Origin of the sequence: Thorsellia kenyensis (assembly GCF_042432445.1) — a bacterium.
Lineage (GTDB): Bacteria > Pseudomonadota > Gammaproteobacteria > Enterobacterales > Thorselliaceae > Thorsellia > Thorsellia kenyensis.
The window spans coordinates 56094-77047 of record NZ_JBHLXE010000111.1; the positions used below are offsets into that span (position 1 = coordinate 56094).

14 protein-coding genes and 1 pseudogene are annotated in these 20954 nt (G+C 37.1%); 9 read left to right on the forward strand and 6 right to left on the reverse strand.

All coding sequences use genetic code 11. The features are described 5' to 3' along the window. Positions 1-212 precede the first annotated feature (212 nt). The 7 genes from ACFFIT_RS12975 (at position 213) to ACFFIT_RS13005 (ending at position 8818) form a co-directional block, all read left to right on the forward strand. Positions 213-1673, forward strand: coding sequence for a catalase (locus tag ACFFIT_RS12975; protein WP_385878313.1), 1461 nt, complete (start codon positions 213-215; stop codon positions 1671-1673). A 212-nt stretch (positions 1674-1885) separates the two neighbouring features. Further along, positions 1886-2887 carry a glucokinase gene (locus tag ACFFIT_RS12980; protein ID WP_385878315.1) on the forward strand — a complete coding sequence of 334 codons (1002 nt, stop codon included), beginning with the start codon at positions 1886-1888 and terminating at the stop codon, positions 2885-2887. 29 nt (positions 2888-2916) lie between these two features. Then, entirely contained in the window at positions 2917-3447 is a 531-nt protein-coding gene (locus ACFFIT_RS12985; RefSeq protein WP_385878316.1) for a cytochrome b, read from the forward strand. A gap of 272 nt (positions 3448-3719) precedes the next feature. Continuing rightward, positions 3720-5489, forward strand: coding sequence for a 30S ribosomal protein S12 methylthiotransferase accessory factor YcaO (gene ycaO, locus ACFFIT_RS12990; RefSeq protein WP_385878318.1), 1770 nt, complete (start codon positions 3720-3722; stop codon positions 5487-5489). A 101-nt stretch (positions 5490-5590) separates the two neighbouring features. Continuing rightward, positions 5591-5854, forward strand: coding sequence for a DUF493 family protein YbeD (gene ybeD, locus ACFFIT_RS12995; RefSeq protein ID WP_385878352.1), 264 nt, complete (start codon positions 5591-5593; stop codon positions 5852-5854). A 143-nt stretch (positions 5855-5997) separates the two neighbouring features. Further along, positions 5998-6756, forward strand: a complete 759-nt coding sequence (lipB, locus tag ACFFIT_RS13000; protein WP_385878320.1) for a lipoyl(octanoyl) transferase LipB — start codon at positions 5998-6000, stop codon at positions 6754-6756. Between the two features lie 442 nt (positions 6757-7198). Beyond that, a complete protein-coding gene (locus ACFFIT_RS13005) occupies positions 7199-8818 on the forward strand; it encodes an ABC transporter substrate-binding protein (protein ID WP_385878322.1) in 1620 nt (539 codons plus the stop codon). 208 nt (positions 8819-9026) lie between these two features. Here the strand turns inward: ACFFIT_RS13005 and ACFFIT_RS13010 are convergent, their stop codons facing one another. Further along, entirely contained in the window at positions 9027-11270 is a 2244-nt protein-coding gene (locus ACFFIT_RS13010) for a UvrD-helicase domain-containing protein (RefSeq protein ID WP_385878324.1), read from the reverse strand. A gap of 135 nt (positions 11271-11405) precedes the next feature. After that, positions 11406-14087, reverse strand: coding sequence for a DNA topoisomerase (ATP-hydrolyzing) subunit A (gene gyrA, locus ACFFIT_RS13015; RefSeq protein WP_385878326.1), 2682 nt, complete (start codon positions 14085-14087; stop codon positions 11406-11408). 447 nt (positions 14088-14534) lie between these two features. Between gyrA and trpB the strand changes: the two genes are divergently transcribed. Then, complete coding sequence (trpB, locus tag ACFFIT_RS13020; RefSeq protein WP_385878327.1) at positions 14535-15743, forward strand: tryptophan synthase subunit beta; 1209 nt, start codon at positions 14535-14537, stop codon at positions 15741-15743. Further along, entirely contained in the window at positions 15740-16549 is an 810-nt protein-coding gene (gene trpA, locus ACFFIT_RS13025) for a tryptophan synthase subunit alpha (RefSeq protein ID WP_385878329.1), read from the forward strand. The genes trpB and trpA overlap by 4 nt, the downstream gene beginning before the upstream one ends. Before the next feature lie 356 nt (positions 16550-16905). On the opposite strand, the gene ACFFIT_RS13030 is transcribed toward trpA, so the two are convergent. The 4 genes and pseudogenes from ACFFIT_RS13030 to ACFFIT_RS13045 all read right to left on the reverse strand — a co-directional run bounded on the left by ACFFIT_RS13030 (position 16906) and on the right by ACFFIT_RS13045 (position 20952). Next, positions 16906-17922: a dipeptide ABC transporter ATP-binding protein gene (locus ACFFIT_RS13030; protein WP_385878331.1), complete on the reverse strand. Its 1017-nt coding sequence runs from the start codon at positions 17920-17922 to the stop codon at positions 16906-16908. Further along, positions 17912-18967, reverse strand: a complete 1056-nt coding sequence (locus ACFFIT_RS13035; RefSeq protein ID WP_385878354.1) for an ABC transporter ATP-binding protein — start codon at positions 18965-18967, stop codon at positions 17912-17914. The genes ACFFIT_RS13030 and ACFFIT_RS13035 overlap by 11 nt, the downstream gene beginning before the upstream one ends. A gap of 21 nt (positions 18968-18988) precedes the next feature. Further along, a pseudogene (locus ACFFIT_RS13040) lies at positions 18989-19861 on the reverse strand (ABC transporter permease subunit); the annotation flags it as partial. Between the two features lie 59 nt (positions 19862-19920). After that, on the reverse strand, positions 19921-20952 hold the full coding sequence (locus ACFFIT_RS13045; RefSeq protein ID WP_385878356.1) for an ABC transporter permease: 1032 nt from the start codon (positions 20950-20952) through the stop codon (positions 19921-19923). Positions 20953-20954 lie beyond the last annotated feature (2 nt).

Consider the following 20954-nt stretch of genomic DNA (forward strand, 5'->3'; position numbering starts at 1 on the left):
TTTAGAATACATCCAAAGATTATAGTCTTGGGAGGTTATCTTCAAAATAAAAGGTTTGATCTATCACATGCATTACTATTATTGATTGGCTTGTTATTTAAGTTTCTGTTACTTTATGTACAGTTTTTTACAACAACTAAATCATGGGTTGTTTTAATTACTCATACTAAATGGAATTCCTAATTAACACTTAATATACTCAAGGAGAATTTATGAAAAAAGAACTTCAATGCCCAGTAATGACTACAACTGCAGGTGCCCCTATTGCAGATAATCAAAATAGTTTAACTGCAGGTGCTAATGGTCCAGTTCTAATGCAAGATTGGCAATTAATTGAAAAACTAGCGCATCAAAATCGTGAACGTATTCCTGAGCGAGTTGTTCATGCCAAAGGCTGGGGGGCATTTGGAACACTGACAATCACTGAAGATATCAGCCAATACAGCTGTGCAAAGGTTTTCTCTAAAGTGGGGCAACAAGTAGATATGCTTGCTAGGTTTTCTACGGTTGCTGGTGAATTAGGTGCAGCGGATGCAGAAAGAGACGTCAGAGGTTTCGCTCTTAAATTTTATACAGAAGAAGGTAACTGGGATGTTGTTGGGAACAATACACCCGTGTTTTTCATTCGTGATCCGCTAAAATTTCCTGATTTTATACATACACAAAAACGCCACCCAGTAACTCATTTAAGAAGTGCAACAGCAGCATGGGATTTTTGGAGTTTATCCCCTGAGTCATTGCATCAAATTACAATTCTTATGAGTGATAGAGGGATTCCTGTTAGTCCTCGTTTTATGAATGGTTACGGCTCGCATACTTACAGTTTCTGGAATGCAAAAGGTGAAAGATTCTGGGTGAAATTCCATTTTAAAACTCAACAAGGCCATAAAACATTAACTAATACTGAAGCTGAAGCAGTAATTGGTAAAACTCGCGAAAGTTATCAAGAAGATCTCTTTGGTGCCATAGCTGAGGGTAACTATCCAAAATGGAACATGTTTGTTCAAGTAATGCCAGAAATGGATGTTGAGAAACTCTCTTATAATCCATTTGATTTAACCAAAGTTTGGCCACACAGTGAATATCCACTTATCAAAGTTGGTGTGGTGGAATTGAATAAAAACCCTCAAAATTATTTTGCTCAAATTGAACAGGCAGCATTTTCGCCAAGTAATGTTGTACCAGGTATCGGTTTCTCACCAGATAAAATGCTCCAAGCTAGGATTTTCAGTTATGCGGATGCACATCGTTATCGTTTAGGTACACATTATGAAGCGCTTCCTGTTAATGCGCCTAAATGTCCCGTTCATCACTACCATGCTGATGGTTCAATGAATTTCTTTGGCCATAAAGCGGCGGAATTAACTGGTAATGAAAATGCTTATTATGAGCCTAATTCTTTCGGTGGTGCCACTGAGTCAGCTCAGTTTAAAGAACCCCCTCTAAAAATTTCTGGTGATGCCGATAGATATAATCACAGAGAAGGGAATGATGATTTTACTCAGCCAAGAGCTTTATTTGAACTCTTTTCTCAAGAAGAAAAATCTCGTTTGTTCCAAAATATAGCTGCAGCGATGCACGGTGTTCCTGACAATATTATTGAAAGGCAATTGGCTTTATTTGAAAAAGTACACCCTGAGTATGCAAAAGGTGTCAGAGCTGCATTAAAATAAGGCATTATTCTCTCTTTTATGATGTAAACTAAATAAACGCTAAGCCCTTTAATTTAAGGGCTTTTTTGAGGAAAAAATAATTACAGTATCATGACAATTTGTATCAATATTCCTCAAATAGTTAATCGATTGATGCTATACTAGAATTCCTTTTATTTAAGCATTATCCCAAACTTAGTCAACTTTAACATCATAAAATTGAGGAAACTCCCATGGAAAATAAGTACATTATTGTCGCAGATATTGGTGGTACTAATGCACGCTTTGGTCTATGCCATATTGATTCAGGAGAAATCAGTACAATTGAAAACTTTCAAACTGCTGATTATCCTGGTATTGAAGAAGTCATAGAAGTCTATTTAGGAAGATGTCAATCACACGGCTGCATTACATCAACTAAGGCAATCAAGGCAGGTTGCTTTGCTATTGCAACAGCTATCACAAGCGATCAGATTAAAATGACAAATAATGCTTGGCAATTTTCCAGAACAAAAGTGCAATCTCAATTTGATTTTGACCATCTTTTCTTTATTAATGATTTTACAGCCGTCTCTATGGCAATTCCTATGCTAAAAGAGAATGACGTTATTCAATTTGGTGGACAAAATGCGATTAAAGACCAACCTGTTGGTGTATATGGCGCTGGCACTGGACTGGGCGTCTCTTATCTTATTCCAGCGCAGGGCAAATGGGTAACTTTTGCTGCAGAGGGAGGACATGTGGATTTTGCACCCACGTGTAATGAAGAAATTGCGATTTTAAAATATACAAGAAATTTTTATCAAGGTAGAGTTTCTGCAGAAAGAATATTGTCTGGTATGGGCATTGTTAATATTTACAATGCACTTTGCGAGCATCATAACCAAACTGCTCAATTTACAGAAGCTAAAGATATTACTGCACATGCTCTTGATAATAGTTGTACGATATCGGTAAAAACCCTAGAGCATTTTTGCAGAATTTTAGGTCGCTTCGGTGGTAACTTAGCGCTTACTCTGGGGGCTTTTGGCGGAATTTATTTAGCTGGTGGCATTGTTCCTAAAATATTACCTTTTTTTGAAAAATCTGATTTCAGAGCCGGTTTTGAAGATAAGGGCCGTTTTTCTGAGTATACTAGAAACATCCCTGTTTTTTTAATTACTCATCCACAAACAGGTCTCTTAGGATCAGGAGCGTTCGCGCGTCAAGAATTAGGAATACAATTGCACCATTAATTTTTAATTAATAAGTGTGAGGTTTTTACATGTTAGAACGTTATAAATCCATCCAAATTTTCATGCATTGGATGACTTTATTTTTAGTCATTGGATTATATGCTACTATTTATTTAAGTGATTATGTATCATATACAACAGAGAAAACTTTGACCACAATCCACTTTAATCTTGGGGTATTTGTTTGGTTATTTATGCTGATACGGTTTATAATGCACTTTAAATTCCAAACCCCAGCCATTACACCGCCAATGACAAAGTTTTTTAGAGTGGCTTCTAAAGCGGGTCATCATACGCTATACTTACTCTTTTTAATCCAGCCAATCATTGGGGTTTTCTTTAGGGCGTATGATGGTAGGTCTTGGTCATTTATTGGAATGGAAATCAATCCATTCGTACCAGTAGACGAAGATTTTTCCTATGTCTTAAGAGATGTTCATGATACTGTTGGGTTGATTATATTAGGACTTATCGCTTTACATGTAACTGCAGCTCTTTTTCATCATTATTTTCTAAAAGATAATACTTTAAAGCGTATGCTACCTTTTAGTGATAAATAATTAAATCACTGAGAATACCGGTTAGTAATGATTTTGTATTATTGTTCTAGCCGGCCGATTGATAACGTAGAGTAAACACATATTCAACGGCGTTTAAATTCATATACATTTTAATTAAGTTGGCCATTCTAATTGTTTAACCATATTATTAGTGAGAACTGTTTGAGTTAGTCTTTTTTTTGCGGATTTATAGGATTTAAATGAGTTACAACTAATCTCTAATTTTTTGTGCCCACATCTAGTATTAATTTTCTTTATTAAAGGATTTCACTATGCAACACTCATTTATTCCAGGAAAAGATGCCCCCTTAGAAGAGACCATTAATAGGTTTCAAACAAAACTTTCTGAACTAGGCTTCATTATTGAAGAAGCGTCTTGGTTAAATCCTGTTGAAAATGTTTGGTCAGTCCATATTAAAGACAAAGAGTGTGCCTTGTGCTTTACCAATGGTAAGGGAGCCTCTAAAAAGGCGGCACTTGCAAGTGCTCTTGGCGAGTACTTTGAGCGTTTGAGTACCAACTATTTCTTCGCAGATTTTTACTTAGGTGATAATACCCTTCCTTATTCATTCGTTCACTACCCTAATGAAAAATGGTTTAAAGTTGAAGAAAATAGTTGGCCTGAAGGATTGTTGGATGAAAGACTTATCAATTTTTATGACTCTGAAGGCGAAATTGATCCTGCGCAATTGACAGATCTTCAATCTTCAGATAAAAATAGAGGGATATGCGCTTTGCCTTTTATTAGAGAAAGTGATAAAGAAACTGTCTATATTCCGATGAATATCATTGGCAACTTATATGTCTCTAATGGCATGTCTGCTGGCAATAATTTGTTTGAAGCAAAAGTTCAAGCGCTCTCTGAGATTTTTGAACGTTTTGTGAAAAATAAAGTCATTGCAGATTGCTTAGCTCTCCCCAAAATTCCTGATGTAATTACAGAAACCTACCCTAAGATTGCAACGGCTATAAAATCTCTTGAAAAAGAAGGCTTTCATGTGTTTAGGTATGATGCTTCACTAGGTGGTAATTATCCTGTTATTGCCGTTGTGTTACTTAATCCTGAAAACAGTGGATGTTTCGCCTCCTTTGGTGCTCACCCTAATTTTGAAGTTGCCTATGAGCGGGCGGTTACTGAGCTATTACAAGGTCGTTCTTTAGACAGTCTAGATGTTTTCCCCTCCCCCTCTTTTGATGATGAAGAAGTTGCTGATTTTGCAAACTTAGAAACCCACTTTATCGATTCAAGCGGCGTATTGTCCTGGGATTTTTTCAAGAATGTACCAGACTACGAATTCAATCATTGGGATTTTGCTGGTACCACAGAAGAGGAACTCCAACAATTAACCCAAATGATCTATAGGCTTGATACTGACATCTATACAATGCACTACAATCATCTAGGAGTTGATGCTTGCCGTATTATTGTTCCTGGTATGTCAGAAATTTATCACCCTGATGATTTAATCTATGCAAATAACTCTATGGGTATTCATCTGCGTGAGCAAATTTTAGCGCTAAGCTCCAGCAAAATCGAAACAGATAAAGCTCGAGCTTTGCTTGAAGAATTTGATGCCCTAGATTTAGATGAGTCAATTAGGATAAGAGAGCTTTTAGGTATTGCAACAGGGTCCGACAATGCATGGTTTACCCTAAGAGTAGGTGAGCTTAAATCGATGTTATATCTTATCTTAAAAGAGTATGACAATGCACTCATGTGGGTCGAATGGACGGTTGATTACAATCAAACGGTTTTTTCAAAAGATCGTTTAACCTATTATCGTTGCTTACAAACACTTCTGCTTCTGACTCAAGAAGCAGAGAGACATCTAGATGAATATGAAGAGGTCTTTTCAACACTATACGGTGGGGATATTTTTAGTGCTGCTAAATTGGCGATTCAGGGTATTATGCCATTTTACGGTCTACAAATTGAACCAGGTATTCCTAATACCCCAATGAGCTTTAAAGCTCATCAAAACCTAATAGCTGCTTATCATAAATTACAAAAAGCCAAGTTAAGCGCTACTACAACCATTTAAAATTTAATTTGTACTAATGGACTTGTATATTATTTTTTTACCACTATATTGAGTCCATAACTAAGCCTATTTTTTTACTTATAAAGACATAATATATTATGATGAAAACAAATTTAGAACATTTACTAGAATTCCCTTGTGATTTTCCCTTTAAAATCATGAGCATTACCGATCCTTCTATTTTAGAGCAGACCATGCAAATAGTACAAAAACATGTACCAGGGGATTATCAGCCAGTTATCAAGCCAAGCGCTAAGGGTAATTATCAATCCATTAGTTTGATGATCCATGCCACTAAAATAGAGCAAATAGAAAGCCTCTATTATGAATTTGGTAAAATTGAAGGGGTTAAACTTGTTTTGTAATTTTGTGATTATGGAGTTATAGGGTTATTAACCTTTAGGATGCACAAATTGCATGATCATCTAACTAAACAAAAGTGTTCAAATAGATACCTTCGACAAGTCAGCTAATAAAACTTTCCTATTGACAGCGATGCCGCCGAAAAATGAAAAATTATGCGTTAAACTCAGAAATAATAATCAAGCACTTAGGGCTCATTAGTTATGCGTCTAGCTACAAAGCTATGCATGATTTTACGCATAACCGAAACGCAACAACTTTAGATGAAATTTGGGTTTTAGAGCACCCAGAAATATTCACTCAAGGACGGGCAGGCAAAGAAGAACATATTCTCAAAACATCATCGATTCCTATTTTTCAAAGTGACCGTGGCGGACAAGTCACTTTTCATGGGCCAGGACAACTGATTATTTATCCATTAATTAATTTAAAAAGGTATGGCTTAAATATAAGGGAATTTGTTACTTTGCTTGAAACAAGTGTGATCAATACCTTAGCCAAATTTTCGATTGAAGCTTATGCAAGAAAAGATGCTCCAGGGGTTTATGTAGATGAGATCAGCTGCCTTTTTTCGAAGAATATATCTAACAAAACAGTGGGCGACTCATCCCTTTCTAATCCTGGCATAGTGATTGACCAGTCCTTAGATAGATTCTCTTCATCCTCATCAGAAAAAAAAATATGTTCATTAGGGTTAAAAGTCAGTAAAGGATGTACTTTACACGGCCTTGCATTAAATATTGATATTGATTTGACCCCTTTTGATTATATCAACCCGTGTGGATTGCTAGGGATGCAAATGACCTCGGTTGCAAACATCACGAAAAATATTCCAGATAAGCAAGCTATTACGAATACACTAATCAATGAATTGCTACGCGCCTTACAATCACCTTTGTGCTAATTTTTTTCTGTTTTAACATTTTCTTCTGAACTAAATTTTTATTCACATAGAATGTTTAAATTTTATTTTTGCCGTAGCTGATGCAATGGACATTTTATTTCTTCACTCATCTATTTTGACTAATGCAAATGCATTTGTGTGAAATAGCCCTTATAATCATGAAACCATCAATGATATAATAAATTTTTTGATATCAGTGTAAAAATAAATATCTAATTGCTTGCTAGGTATAAATAGTTGAAATCAAATATGATAATTTTAGTAGGGTATTCACTTCTAGTTTTATCTTAAGATCAATATAATTCAATGCAGCTAAGTTTTAATTGCCATCCATTGAATTTTTTCTTTTAACTAAAATATATTTAAGCTTGCATCTTTTAACTATTACATTAAACTTTAAAATACGCGTTTACAATCAACCATCGTTCATGGGAAACTATTTATGTTTAAAAAAAGCCTTATCACGCTTTCCTTATTATCACTATTCTCTGCGCTGTCTACCGCGAATGCAGCAGAGGTACCTGAAGGTGTTACTTTAGCTAAAGAACAAGTATTAGTGCGCAGTAATGGTAGCGAAATCCAAGGACTCGATCCTCATCGTGTCGAGGGGGTACCTGAAAGAAACATTTTTAATGAGCTACTTGAAGGCTTAGCCATCACTGATCCGAATGGGAATTTAATACCTGCTGGAGCAACCCATTGGGAAACGACTGATAACCAAAACTGGACTTTTCATCTACGCCCTGGGGTTAAATGGTCAAATGGTGATCTGGTGACAGCACATGATTATGTATATGCCTGGCAAAGAATTATTACTCCAGAAACCGCTTCACCTTTTGCTAGTTTCTTAGAGTATGCACATATTCTAAATAGCTCCGAAATTATTAAAGGCACAGCGAAACCTGAGTCTTTAGGCGTAAAAGCTGTTGATGATTTAACGTTACAAGTCACGTTAAGCACCCCTGTTTCCTATTTCCCCAAAATGTTACCCCACTATGCATTAAGCCCCTTACACCGCAAAACCATCGAAACGCATGGTGATAAGTGGACTTCTCCTGGTAATTTTGTAGGGAACGGCGCATTTAATCTCTCGGAATGGGTTGTGAATGAAAAAATTGAGTTAACGCGCAATCCTCTTTACTGGGACAATAACAAAACTGTTTTAGAAAAAGTGATCTATGTGCCGACCGATGTGAATGTAGAACTTCAGCGTTACCGTGCTGATGACTTAGACATGACGCTCTCTTTATCGATTGAGTTATTCAATAAAATGAAGCAAGAATTACCAGATGAATTACATATAGGGCCAAGATTATGCTCTTATTTCTTTGATATTAATAATAACAAAGCCCCTTTTAATGATGTTCGTGTGCGTCAAGCGCTCAAATTGGCTTTAGACCAAAAAACTATGGCTGAAAAAGTCGTCGGTCAAGGGCAATTACCTGCTTACAGTGTGGTCCCAAGAGCCGCGGATGGCATTACGTTACCCACTCCGGATTGGGCTAATAAATCACAAGAAGAAAGAAATAAGGAAGCTCAAGCTTTACTGGCTGAAGCGGGTTTTGATAAGAAAAAGCCTTTGAAATTCCAGCTACTTTACAATACCAATGATGCACACAAACGTATTGCCATCGCTGCAAGTCAAATGTGGAAAAAGAATCTAGGCGCTGAAGTTGAATTAGTTAACCAAGAATGGAAAACGTTCATCGATAGTCGACATAATGGAAATTATGAAGTTTCTCGTTACGGTTGGTGCGCGGATTATAACGATGCGTCTTCTTTCTTAAATATATACAAATCGGATTCTTCAAATAATACAACGTATTACAACAATCCAAAATTTGATCAACTATTACAAGACGCGATAAAGAGTACAGATGAAAAACAAAGAGACGAAATCTATCAGCAAGCTGCGTTACAACTTGATGAGGATTCCCCTCTTATTCCTATTTACGATTATGTAAACATTAGAATGATTAAACCTCATGTAGGTGGTGTAACAAATAAAGAGCCAGTAGACAGTTTATATGCTAAAGATATGTACATCATTGAGAAAAAATAAGTAAAAATACTATCAGCCGTTAAAATCTGCGGCTGATAGTACACTGTATACAATTTAAATATATTAATTTATAAACACCTACAATTTTATTAAGTAATCAATAGTGCTGCGATACAAAAGAACACTCAATAAAATCTAGTGATTTATTTATCGAACCCTAAAAAAGACCTTTTTAAACCGATAATCATGAACAATGACCGCGTGAAATTTATTTTTCAATGGGTTTTGCACCTAATTCGATAAGTTCAGGAACAAAAATGGACGGTTTTTCCATATCATGAATAAGCCAAGTGCTATGTTTAGCTCTAGTCATTGCGACATATAACCATCGACGCATCTCAGCATCTAGAAAGCTCTCCATGGGAGGTAATAGATGTTTCTCAAGAGCAATATCACGAATAAACGCAGGGAAACTATCACCAAATTGTTGTAACCCAAAGACAAAAGTAAAATCAGATTCTACTCCATGCAGTTGATTAAAGGGCTTAACAACAAACTGTAAGTGGGGCCATCTTGATTTAAGTTCCAATACCCCAGAGGGGATCTGATAATCATATAATGCACTGAGCAATACAAGTGATGGCTTAGGCGCATAACTTGATAATCTATCAATTAAATCAAAAATTAGAGATTCATGCGCCGTATATAATCCATTTTGATGTTTAGGTGCCATCAGTTTTTGAGCAAACGCTCCTAATTTACTGGCCTTAATTTCTGGAGCGATGAACGGTTTTATTTGTTGACTTGGGTTTTTATTGATAAATTTATCCGTTGTTTTTCGGATCTCAGGTGCTAATCGATAGTCATGCTCTAATTCAAAAACCACATACTCCTCGGGTAATTTCTTTGCATCTTCGATAAAATCATCTATACCTTGAGGTGTTTGCCCTACCGTAAGAATTTGAGCATCATCGGCACAATAAAGAGCATGAGCTCCAATTGATTTTTCTTGCAATCCTTTTAAAAGTAATCGAGACAATAATGAGAACTCTTGATAGTTATCGACCAGCATATGGCGCCATGGTGTTGTAAATTTAGCTCGCCCAACAGCTTTAATGGCTTGTAATATAGCTTCTGGTTCATCAATCGCTTTTTCTAGCTTAATTTTATCTTTCCATGCTTTGAATAAAGGGGCGAATAATTTTCTTTCTGCCACTATTTGAGCTTCATCAGGAGCCTTCAGGGCATTTGGATAAATTTCTTGCGTAGCTAGGGCTTGAGACTGACTAAACTCGGCTTTGTTGATGGCACTTGCTTGACTTTGCTTAGATGCTTCTAACACCTCTAGGGCTTCTTTTGCAGTATTATTAGCTTTTTCAAAGCGAAGGTGCTTGAGCCATCTATCTAATCTAGCGCCCATGCGCATTGCAATATTAGGCTCTAGCCAAAAATCACCTTCGATAAGTTCCCATTCATAATTTTCTGATAAAAATTTTCTCCATATTTTAGCAAAGGGCTTTTTGGTAGAACACAATTGTTGCCATGTCTCTAACAGCCAATCCTCTCTTGCGCTAGGATCTGTTAATAACGAAAATAAGTTGATCTCTTTTTTGCTTGTTTGTTTTAATAAATAAAAAGCTAATTCATATGGAGTATGCAGTGGTAATTGATTAATATTTCGTTGTATGAAACTTTGCGCGATTTTCTTAAGCGCCTGTTTTGAAGAGTTATCTGGTGCAAGCAACAACACATCTGACGGTAAAATAGGTAATAATACGGGGTTTAGTGTATCAAGGGCTAAATCATGTTGGTATAAAAGCCATGCGGCTCTTGCGATTAGTGCTGTGGACTTACCGCTACCAGGTGCCCCTAACGCTAACATAATGGGTTCTTGTTGCAACACCACATAAGATTGAGAATGATCAAGTTCAATCGGCAATGAATTAAAAAATGACTGGTGTTCTTGCTTAATTCGAATTGTCCACTCATGGTTATGATCATGCCAACGTTGAATTCCTTCATGCTGCCATTGTTGTAAAAGATAATCTAATTCAACAAGACCTTTAAATTCAGCAATTCTATCTTCAGGTATAGGCAAAGATTCATAGGTGGTTTGTACTTCTAATGCGAGTCTTAAAAATTCCTTTTGCGGAAGCCAGCAGTGTCTTTGACTTAATTCATTAATTCTTAAGATCTGCTTTTCAAGCAATTTTGTCGTATGCTCTTGCATTTCACGACTCCATGCTTGCCAACTTTTCAGCAGAGTATCATAAAATTCTTGTGTCGATTGCCACTCTAAACCATGGATACTGACTTCTTCCTCGTCACTAAGAATAAATGCCAGTTCTCCCCATATAATTCCTCTTTTACAGGCAAAACTCACTATTTGATTAAATGCAATAATTCTTGATTCTTTGGGGCCATTAAGCTGTATACCAGCATCTAATAATTGAATTTGATGGTAGGGATGTTGAGCAAGATGTTTTCCTAAAAGGGTTGCATTTAAAATCATACGCACATTCCAAATTGATGAATTAAATTAAACGTGAAAAATAAAACCGTGAATATTATGATAGTTCTTTTCTTAGCAATAGCCGTAATTGCATTGGACTATTGCTAAATAAACGGTTAACAGTATCAATAGATACTACTCTTCGGTATCATCCATTTCTTCATTGTCGTCAGAATCTTCGATTTCATCATCAATATCATCTGCAATGACATCCACTTCATTAGCTAGAAGCGCTTGTTTTTCTTCCTCATCAAGCTCCTCAGTTTCAGCGACACGCTCTAATCCCACAAGTAACTCATCATTACGAGTACGAATGAGCGTCACACCTTGAGTATTTCGCCCTACACGGCTCACTTCAGCGACCCTAGTTCTCACTAAAGTCCCTCCATTCGTGATGAGCATAATTTCATCCGTAGGCACAACTTGAACAGCACCAATCACTGAACCATTTCTTTCACTCATTTTGATAGAAAACACACCTTGTGTGCCACGACTTCTTTGCGGATAAAGTGACAGAGGAGTACGTTTACCGTAACCATTTTCAGTTGCAGTAAGAATATCGCCCTCTTCTTTAGGAACAATTAGTGAGATTAATTTAGCCCCTTCTTTTAACTTCATACCTCGCACGCCAGTTGCCGTGCGGCTAAGTGGTCTCACCCCTTTTATGACTTTATTGTCTTCATCTCTGACTTCTTCAAGGAAACGAAGTACTTTCCCATCTGAGCTAAATAGCATGATTTCATTATTACCATTGGTTAAATCAACACCAATTAATTCATCACCATCGTTAAGATTAACGGCTTTAATTCCCCCTTTTCTTGGTTTACTAAAGTCAGTTAATGCAGTTTTCTTAACAATACCACTCGCCATAGCCATAAAGACATAAAGACCTTCGGTATATTCTTTTACTGGTAAAATGGCAGTAATTCTCTCTTCTGGTTCTAGAGGTAAAACATTTATAATTGGTCTTCCTCGCGCAGCTCTACTTGCTTCTGGCAATTGATAGACTTTTAACCAGTATAAACGGCCTTTGCTAGAGAAACATAAAATAGTGTCATGGGTATTGGCCACCAACAATCTTTCAACAAAATCTTCATCTTTGATATTTGCAGCTGATTTACCTTTACCCCCTCGACGCTGGGCTTCATAATCGCTTAATGGTTGGTACTTAACATATCCTTGATGTGATAAAGTCACAACAACATCTTCTTGAGTGATTAAATCTTCATAGTTGATGTCCGCTTCGCTGTCTCTTATTTCAGTTAATCGTTCATCTTGATACTGAGTTTTAATTGCTTCTAGTTCTTCGCGAATAACTTCCATTAATCTGTCTGGAGAGTTAAGAATATGAAGAAGTTCAGCTATGTTGATAAGTAAGCCTTTATATTCTTCTAATAGTTTTTCATGTTCTAAACCAGTCAGTTTATGCAATCTTAAATCGAGTATTGCTTGGGCTTGTTGTTCAGTCAGTTTATATCTACCATCATTAATACCAAATTCAGGCTCTAGCCATTCAGGTCTTGCTGTGTCATCTCCTGTTGCTTCAAGCATTTTTGCAACATCACCGAGAGCCCAAGTTTTTTCAAGAAGGGCTACTTTAGCTTCTGCTGGGTTTTGAGCCTGTCTGATGGTTTCAATCACTTCATCGATATTGGCTAAAGCAATTGCTAGCCCCTCTAAGATATGCGCTCTGTCTCTTGCTTTACGTAATTCAAAAATGGTTCTACGAGTTACAACCTCACGACGATGGTTAACAAACGCTTTTAAGATCTCTTTTAGGTTCATTAATTTCGGTTGACCTTGATGAAGGGCAACCATGTTAATTCCAAAAGAGGTCTGCATTTGAGTTTGAGCGTAGAGATTATTTAATACAACTTCGCCTACTGCATCTCGTCTGATTTCAATAACGATGCGCATCCCATCCTTATCTGATTCATCCCTCAGCCCTGAAATACCCTCAAGTTTTTTCTCTTTGACTAGTTCAGCTATTTTTTCAATTAATCTCGCTTTATTTACTTGATAAGGAATCTCATGGACAATAATTGTCTCACGGCCTGATTTCTCATCGGTTTCAATTTCCGCTCTTGCACGAATTGAGACTTTACCTCTGCCCGTTTTATAGGCATCAATAATCCCTTTACGGCCATTAATAATTGCCGCGGTAGGAAAATCAGGGCCGGGAATATAAGTGATTAACTCATCAATAGAAATATTTTCATCTTCAATAAAGGCAAGACAACCATCAATAACCTCAGTCAGATTATGTGGAGGAATATTGGTGGCCATACCGACAGCGATACCAGATGAACCATTGAGTAAAAGATTAGGTACTCTTGTAGGAAGAACTGATGGCATATGTTCAGTACCATCATAGTTAGGAACAAAATCAACGGTTTCCTTATCTAAATCGGCCAATAATTCATGGGCAATTTTTTTCATTCTGACTTCGGTATAACGCATTGCGGCAGGAGAATCCCCATCTACAGAACCAAAATTACCTTGCCCATCAATCAACGTATATCTCAAAGAAAATGGTTGAGCCATTCGAACAATCGTATCATAAACAGCTGTATCACCATGGGGATGATATTTACCGATAACATCACCCACAACCCTCGCTGATTTTCGATAAGGTTTATTCCAATCATAACCCGATTCATGCATAGAGAATAAAGCACGTCTGTGTACAGGCTTAAGTCCATCTCTGACATCAGGTAATGCACGACCTATAATCACTGACATGGCATAATCTAAGTAAGAATTACGCATCTCATCTTCAATATTGATAGGTCTAATCTCTTTGGCTGTATCGCTCATAATGCCGGTCATCCTTATCGTTCAAATTCTCTATTGGGTTTAATATGTGCTATAAGCTTATTTATATTATTCGCTCTTGAATTACCCGTTTAACTTAAATATTATAGTATGTAACAAGTCACTCAACACACGTGAAGAACACCTAAAGCTGTAAATTCGCCACTCTCCTATATATAAGGTTTTAGAGGAGTTTGAAAATCCAGTAACTCGGTGAAATATCTGATTTATTATAGCACAAAATTAGAAAAATTTCTCAAAATGTCAAAATAAGTGTATCACTTTAGTAGTACACCTGATACACTTATAGTTATTGGAAAAAGAATGACTTTTAAATGTCTTTCGACATCATTGATGTACTCTGTTTCTACCTATCTTTTGCCGTATATTATCTTATTAAAATTACATTTTAGACATTCAACATAGCTTTTATTAAATGGTGGTAACCCCATGTCAACACAACAAAAAACACTACTTAATCCATACTTTGGTGAATTTGGTGGAATGTTCGTTCCTCAACTGCTCATGCCGGCCCTATTGCAATTGGAAAAGGCATTTGTTGATGCCATTGATGATGAATCCTTCAAAGAAGAATTTAGAACCCTATTAACAGAATATGCAGGCCGCCCTACACCTTTGACACTGTGCAAAAATTTGACTGCGGGCACCAAAACTCAACTTTTTTTAAAAAGAGAAGATTTATTGCATGGTGGCGCTCATAAAACAAATCAGGTATTAGGCCAGGCTTTATTGACTAAACGCATGGGCAAGAAAAAAGTCATCGCAGAAACAGGGGCTGGCCAACACGGTGTAGCCACCGCTTTAGCGTGTGCACTGATGGGATTAGAATGTAAAATATACATGGGAGCGAAAGATGTTGAACGTCAATCCCCTAATGTGTTTAGGATGAAACTAATGGGTGCGGAAGTCATTCCTGTTCACAGTGGTGCTGCAACGCTTAAAGATGCGTGTAATGAAGCTTTAAGAGATTGGTCTGCAAGCTATGAAACAACGCACTATATGCTAGGAACAGCCGCTGGTCCCCATCCATTCCCAACCATTGTTAGAGAATTTCAAAGGATGATTGGGGAAGAAGCCAAGACCCAACTAAGACAAAAAATAAACCGTCTTCCTGACGCTGTTCTCGCTTGTATTGGTGGTGGCTCGAATGCCATAGGTATGTTTGCAGATTTTATCGAAGAAAAATCAGTCAGATTAATTGGAGTAGAACCTGGTGGTCTTGGTATCGAAACAGGTCAACACGGGGCAACAGTTTCACATGGTAAAGTCGGAATCTACTTTGGTATGAAATCACCTATGATGCAAACTGATGAGGGACAAATCGAAGAGTCTTACTCCATTTCAGCAGGTCTCGATTTTCCTTCGGTGGGCCCACAGCATGCACACCTTAACGCAATTGGTAGAGCTGAGTATGTTTCAGTCACTGATGAAGAAGCTCTTGCTGCATTTCAAGCTCTTTGTAAAAATGAGGGTATAATTCCTGCACTAGAGTCCTCTCATGCCCTCGCTTATGCAATTAAAATGGCTAAAGAGTCACCAAACAAAGAACAAGTCCTGATTGTCAATTTATCAGGTCGCGGAGACAAAGACATATTTACTGTATTTGATATTTTAACAAAAAATGGTGCCATAAAATGAGTAGATACCTAAATGCATTTGAACAATTAAATCAAAAGAACGAAGGGGCGTTTGTTCCGTTTGTTACTATTGGCGATCCTGATTTAACTACATCTAAAAAAATCATTCAAACATTGATAGATGCAGGCGCTGATGCACTTGAATTAGGTATCCCTTTTTCAGATCCATTAGCTGATGGTCCGACTATTCAGAATGCTACATTAAGAGCATTTAAATCTGGAGTGACTGTTGCCGATTGCTTTACACTCTTAAAAGAGATCAGAGAAAAAAATCCGGATATTCCAATTGGTTTACTAATGTATGCCAATCTAGTTTTTACTAATGGAATCGATGCTTTTTATAAAAAATGTCAAGACGTGGGGGTAGACTCAGTTCTGATAGCTGACGTGCCTTTTGAAGAGTCCCAACCATTTAGTGAATCAGCGATAAAGCATGGTATCAGTCCTATTTTTATCTGTCCGCCTAATGCGGATGAAGCACTGATCACACACATCGCCTCATATGGCCGTGGCTATACCTATTTCTTGTCGAGGGCGGGAGTGACTGGCGCTGAAACAAAAGCCAATAGACCGGCATTACATTTAATTGAAGCATTAAAAAAAGCGGGGGCACCACCTGCATTGCAAGGCTTTGGTATTTCAACCAAAGATCAGGTCGTTGAAGCAATTGAAGCGGGAGCAATGGGAGCTATTTCAGGTTCTGCAATTGTAAAAATTATTGAACACAATCTAGATGATGTGCCACGCATGCTGAAACAACTGAGTGATTTTGTGTCAGATTTAAAGTCTGGTACTATCAAAAAGTAGCTATGTATTAATAAGAGAAGTGCTTTAGGCTGAGAAAATACATCATCTTAGAGCACTATCTTATCCCCTTTTGCACTCAATTTATGTGTTTAGTCCTCACCTGGTTCATTTATTTATTCAATAAGGTTTTCCATTAGTATGCAATTCCCAATTTCTACAAGGATTTAAGCTCATTAAATTTTCTATGGCCGTTATCTAATAGTTCGCAATAACACTTTAACTACCCTTTAATCTCATTGAAGTACAATGCAGTTTTTTACTTTCTATTTATTCCTTTATTCCTTTATTCCTTTATTCCTTTATTCCTTTATTCCTTTATTCCTTTATTCCTTTATTTTATTTTATTTTATTTTATTTTATTTTATTTTTTCCGCATGATGACAAGCCACATAAGTACCTTCAATACTTCTTAATTCAGGCACTAAAGAACGGCATTCATCAGTAGCATAAGGACATCTTTGATTAAAAGCGCACCCTAAGGGAATATCAAGCGGACTTGGCAACTCACCTGTCACTTTGATTTTATTTTTTCTGTCTTTAGCATAAACGCTCGGCGAAGAGGATAATAATACCTGAGTGTAAGGATGCATAGGGCTTTGATAAATCGCTTTTTTGCTTCCAAACTCCACTATCTTGCCCAGATACATGACAATAACTCTATCCGCAATATGCTCTACAACAGATAAATTGTGTGAAATAAATAGATAGCTGGTTTTAAATTGATCTTGCAAATCTAAAAATAAATTAAGCACTTGTGCTTGAATTGATACATCAAGGGCAGAAGTTGGCTCATCAGCAATAACAATCTTTGGGTTTAAGATCATGGCTCTTGCGATCGCCATACGCTGTCGTTGTCCACCTGAAAACATATGTGGAAATCTATCATAATATTCAGGGATCAATCCGACCAGCCCCATCAGTTCCAAAACTTTTTCCTTTCGTTCTTTCGCTGTCAAGTCAGTATTTATCCGCAAAGGTTCTTCTAGCTGTTTACCAATAGTCGCTCTAGGATTAAGTGAAGCATATGGGTTTTGAAAAACCATTTGCACTTGGGTCCGAAATTGCTGTATCTCCTTTTTACTGAGTCCAACGGTATTTTTACCTTGGATAATAATATCCCCTGAAGTGGGGCGTTCTAATAAACTAATTTGTTTTGCAAGCGTTGATTTTCCACAACCAGACTCCCCGACCACAGCGATTGTCTCTCCCGCTTTAAGGAAAAAACTCACCCCATTTAAGGCTTTAACCATTTGAGGATTTTTATTTACTTTGGCTAAATTAAAAAAATTTTTCTTGATGGGATAATATTTTTTTAACTCCTTAACTTCAAGCGAGAACAACTCTTCTGAGTGAGGTTTTAAATTATGAAGCATGAGTAATCTCCTCAACAAAACTTATCTTTTCAGCCAGTGGAAAAAAACATCTCACTTTATTATTCAATATATTTGATGCCTTAGATGTTATCAGAAGAGGATTCAAATTAGGGTGTTCAGAATAACAAAGCGGTTTTGCATAGGCACAACGTTCTGCTAAGAGACATCCAACCGGCCTATTGTTCAATGGGGGTACAATTCCAGGCAATGCTGCTAGTCTAGATATCCCTTCATTATGTTCGGGGATGGCTTTAAGTAATGCCTCTGTATAAGGGTGCTTTGGTGATTCAAATAATTGGGGCAACTCGGCTTCTTCGACTATTTCTCCTGAGTACATGACAATCGCTCTATCGGCTATCTCAGCCACTACCGCGAGATCGTGAGTAATAAGTATTAAAGACATATTGAATTTTTTTTGTAAACTTACAAGTAATTCCATGATTTGCGCCTGGATAGTAACATCAAGTGCGGTCGTAGGCTCATCAGCAATAAGTAGTTTAGGTTGGCAAGCGATTGCCATAGCAATTGCGACTCTTTGACACATTCCCCCTGATAACTCATGAGGATATTGGCTTATCCTTTTTTCAGCAGACGGAATTTCAACAAGTTTCAACAATTCGACAGCCTTACTCCTTAAAGTGCTCCCTCTAAGTCCTTGATGTATTTCCAATACTTCCATCAATTGACGCCCTACGGTATAAGTAGGATTTAGAGAAGTCATTGGGTCTTGAAAGATCATAGCCATCTCTTTTCCAACAATTTTACGTTTTTGTGAGGGTGTCATCTTCATCAAATTCTGCCCTCTAAAACGTAAGTAGTCGGCCAATACCATCGATTTAGTCCCTAAAAGTCCCATTACCGCCATCATAGTCACTGATTTTCCAGATCCTGATTCACCAACTATTCCAACAATTTCTCCTTCGTTTACCGTTAAATCAATTTGATTGACAGCCTTGATAAAACTATCTTGCTCACCGAAAAATATTGATAAATTCTTTATGGATAATAAGGGCTGATTTGCCTCTACTTTTTTCTGTAATGGCAATTGAATTTGTTTAAGTTTTGGATCTAGTGCATCGCGTAATCCATCGCCAATCAGATTTATAGAGATAACCGTAATTAAGATCATGAGCCCAGGTAAAGTAACTACCCAAGAAGCCGTCAGCATATAATCCCTAGCCGAGGAAAGCATTGTCCCCCACTCAGCTAAAGGGGGCTCTACGCCCAAGCTTAAAAAACCTAGGGCTGCTATTTCTAAAATAGCTGAAGAAAAACTTAACGTCATTTGTATGATCAGTGGCGATATACAGTTAGGCAATACAGTAAAAAACATCAACCGAAAATCGCCTGCTCCAGCAATTCTAGAGGCATTTACATACTCTTTGCTTATTTCAGATAATGCAGTTGCTCTTGTTAAACGAACGAATGCAGGTAAAGCTGCAATGGCAATCGCTATCATTGCATTAAATAGACCTTGGCCTAAAATTGCCATAATGGCTACAGCAAGTAATAATGTAGGGAGTGCCATTTTAATATCGACAATCCGCATGATAATACTTCCTAGGTATTTCGGATAAAAAGCAGCCAGTAACCCCAAAACAACACCTAAGCTGAAGGCCATCAAAATTGCAACCATAGCAATAAAAAGTGACAATCTAGCACCATGAATTAATCTAGAAAGCAAATCACGCCCAGCTTCATCTGTGCCTAAAATAAATTGTGAACTTCCTCCCTGATACCATATTGGTGGTGTCAGTCGGAATTCACGAAATTGTTCAATAGGATCATAAGGTGATATCCAAGGAGCAAAAAGAGCTAGGATAATAATGAGCGCAAGTAAATAAAAACCGATAAGAGCGCCTTTATTTTGAGTAAAGTTACCCCAAAATTCTCTAATGAGACTGTCTTTTAATATATCGCCATTTTTAACAACTGACATAGCCTATTCCTTAAATACATTCTTGAATTCATTCTTCAATTCATTCTTTAATGCTTTCTTTAATTACTTAGTTGGCGCATTTTAGGATTAATGATCCCATAAAGAATATCGACAAAGAAATTTGTTAAAATCACAACACAAGCAATCAATAAAATACCGTTTTGTACTACAACATAATCCCGTTTAGAAATTGAATCGATTAACCATTTACCTATGCCTGGCCAAGAAAAAATGGTTTCTGTAAGTACTGCGCCACCTAATAACGAACTGACACTTAATCCTATTACGGTGATGACAGGAATAAGTGCATTTTTTAAGGCATGTCCAAATATTACTTTGCGTGGAGAAAGGCCCTTAGCATAAGCCGTTCGAACATAATCTTCCTTGAGTACCTCTAGCATTGAAGATCGGGTCATTCGAGAAATAATCGCCAAAGGGATAGTACCGAGTACTATGGAAGGCAATAAAAGGTGATGAAGTGCACTTAAAAACGCACCTTGGCTAAACTCAGGATCGTCTAATTGAGCTTTAATCGAATCAATCAGCATAAAACCTGTATAGGGTTCTATGTAATAAAAATTGCTTATTCTTCCAGAAACAGGAGTCCAACCAAGCGTAACTGAAAAGAAGAGGATCATAATTAGTGCAAACCAAAAGATTGGCAAAGAGAAACCTGTTAAAGAAATCGCCATCACCGCGTTATCAAAAAAGGATCCACTTTTTACAGCCGCAAGCACACCTAGAGGAACACCTACACCAATAGCAAATAGCATAGCAAAGAAAGTCAATTCAATCGTTGCAGGAAATAAAGTAAGAAAATCACTTATAACAGGTGTTTTAGATGAAAATGACACACCAAAATTACCACTTAGAATATCCTTAAGATAATTGAAATATTGGACAATAAATGGTTTATCTAGACCAAGCGCTCGAATAGCTTCACTGTGTGCCTCAGGGCTTAATCCTCTGTCTCCCATCATAATTTCAACAGGATCACCTGGAATCAATTTAACTAAGATAAAGGTCAGTAAAGTAATACCTAAAAAAGTTGGGAATAATACTAAAATTCTTTTGATAAAAAACTTACCCATCA

Bases quoted from the DNA above. Each gene is read 5' to 3' on its own strand.
- ACFFIT_RS12975 (WP_385878313.1), top strand. From the start codon at position 213: ATGAAAAAAGAACTTCAATGCCCAGTAATGACTACAACTGCAGGTGCC.
- ACFFIT_RS12980 (WP_385878315.1), top strand. From the start codon at position 1,886: ATGGAAAATAAGTACATTATTGTCGCAGATATTGGTGGTACTAATGCA.
- ACFFIT_RS12985 (WP_385878316.1), top strand. From the start codon at position 2,917: ATGTTAGAACGTTATAAATCCATCCAAATTTTCATGCATTGGATGACT.
- ycaO (WP_385878318.1), top strand. From the start codon at position 3,720: ATGCAACACTCATTTATTCCAGGAAAAGATGCCCCCTTAGAAGAGACC.
- ybeD (WP_385878352.1), top strand. From the start codon at position 5,591: ATGAAAACAAATTTAGAACATTTACTAGAATTCCCTTGTGATTTTCCC.
- lipB (WP_385878320.1), top strand. From the start codon at position 5,998: ATGAAAAATTATGCGTTAAACTCAGAAATAATAATCAAGCACTTAGGG.
- ACFFIT_RS13005 (WP_385878322.1), top strand. From the start codon at position 7,199: ATGTTTAAAAAAAGCCTTATCACGCTTTCCTTATTATCACTATTCTCT.
- ACFFIT_RS13010 (WP_385878324.1), bottom strand. From the start codon at position 11,270: ATGATTTTAAATGCAACCCTTTTAGGAAAACATCTTGCTCAACATCCC.
- gyrA (WP_385878326.1), bottom strand. From the start codon at position 14,087: ATGAGCGATACAGCCAAAGAGATTAGACCTATCAATATTGAAGATGAG.
- trpB (WP_385878327.1), top strand. From the start codon at position 14,535: ATGTCAACACAACAAAAAACACTACTTAATCCATACTTTGGTGAATTT.
- trpA (WP_385878329.1), top strand. From the start codon at position 15,740: ATGAGTAGATACCTAAATGCATTTGAACAATTAAATCAAAAGAACGAA.
- ACFFIT_RS13030 (WP_385878331.1), bottom strand. From the start codon at position 17,922: ATGCTTCATAATTTAAAACCTCACTCAGAAGAGTTGTTCTCGCTTGAA.
- ACFFIT_RS13045 (WP_385878356.1), bottom strand. From the start codon at position 20,952: ATGGGTAAGTTTTTTATCAAAAGAATTTTAGTATTATTCCCAACTTTT.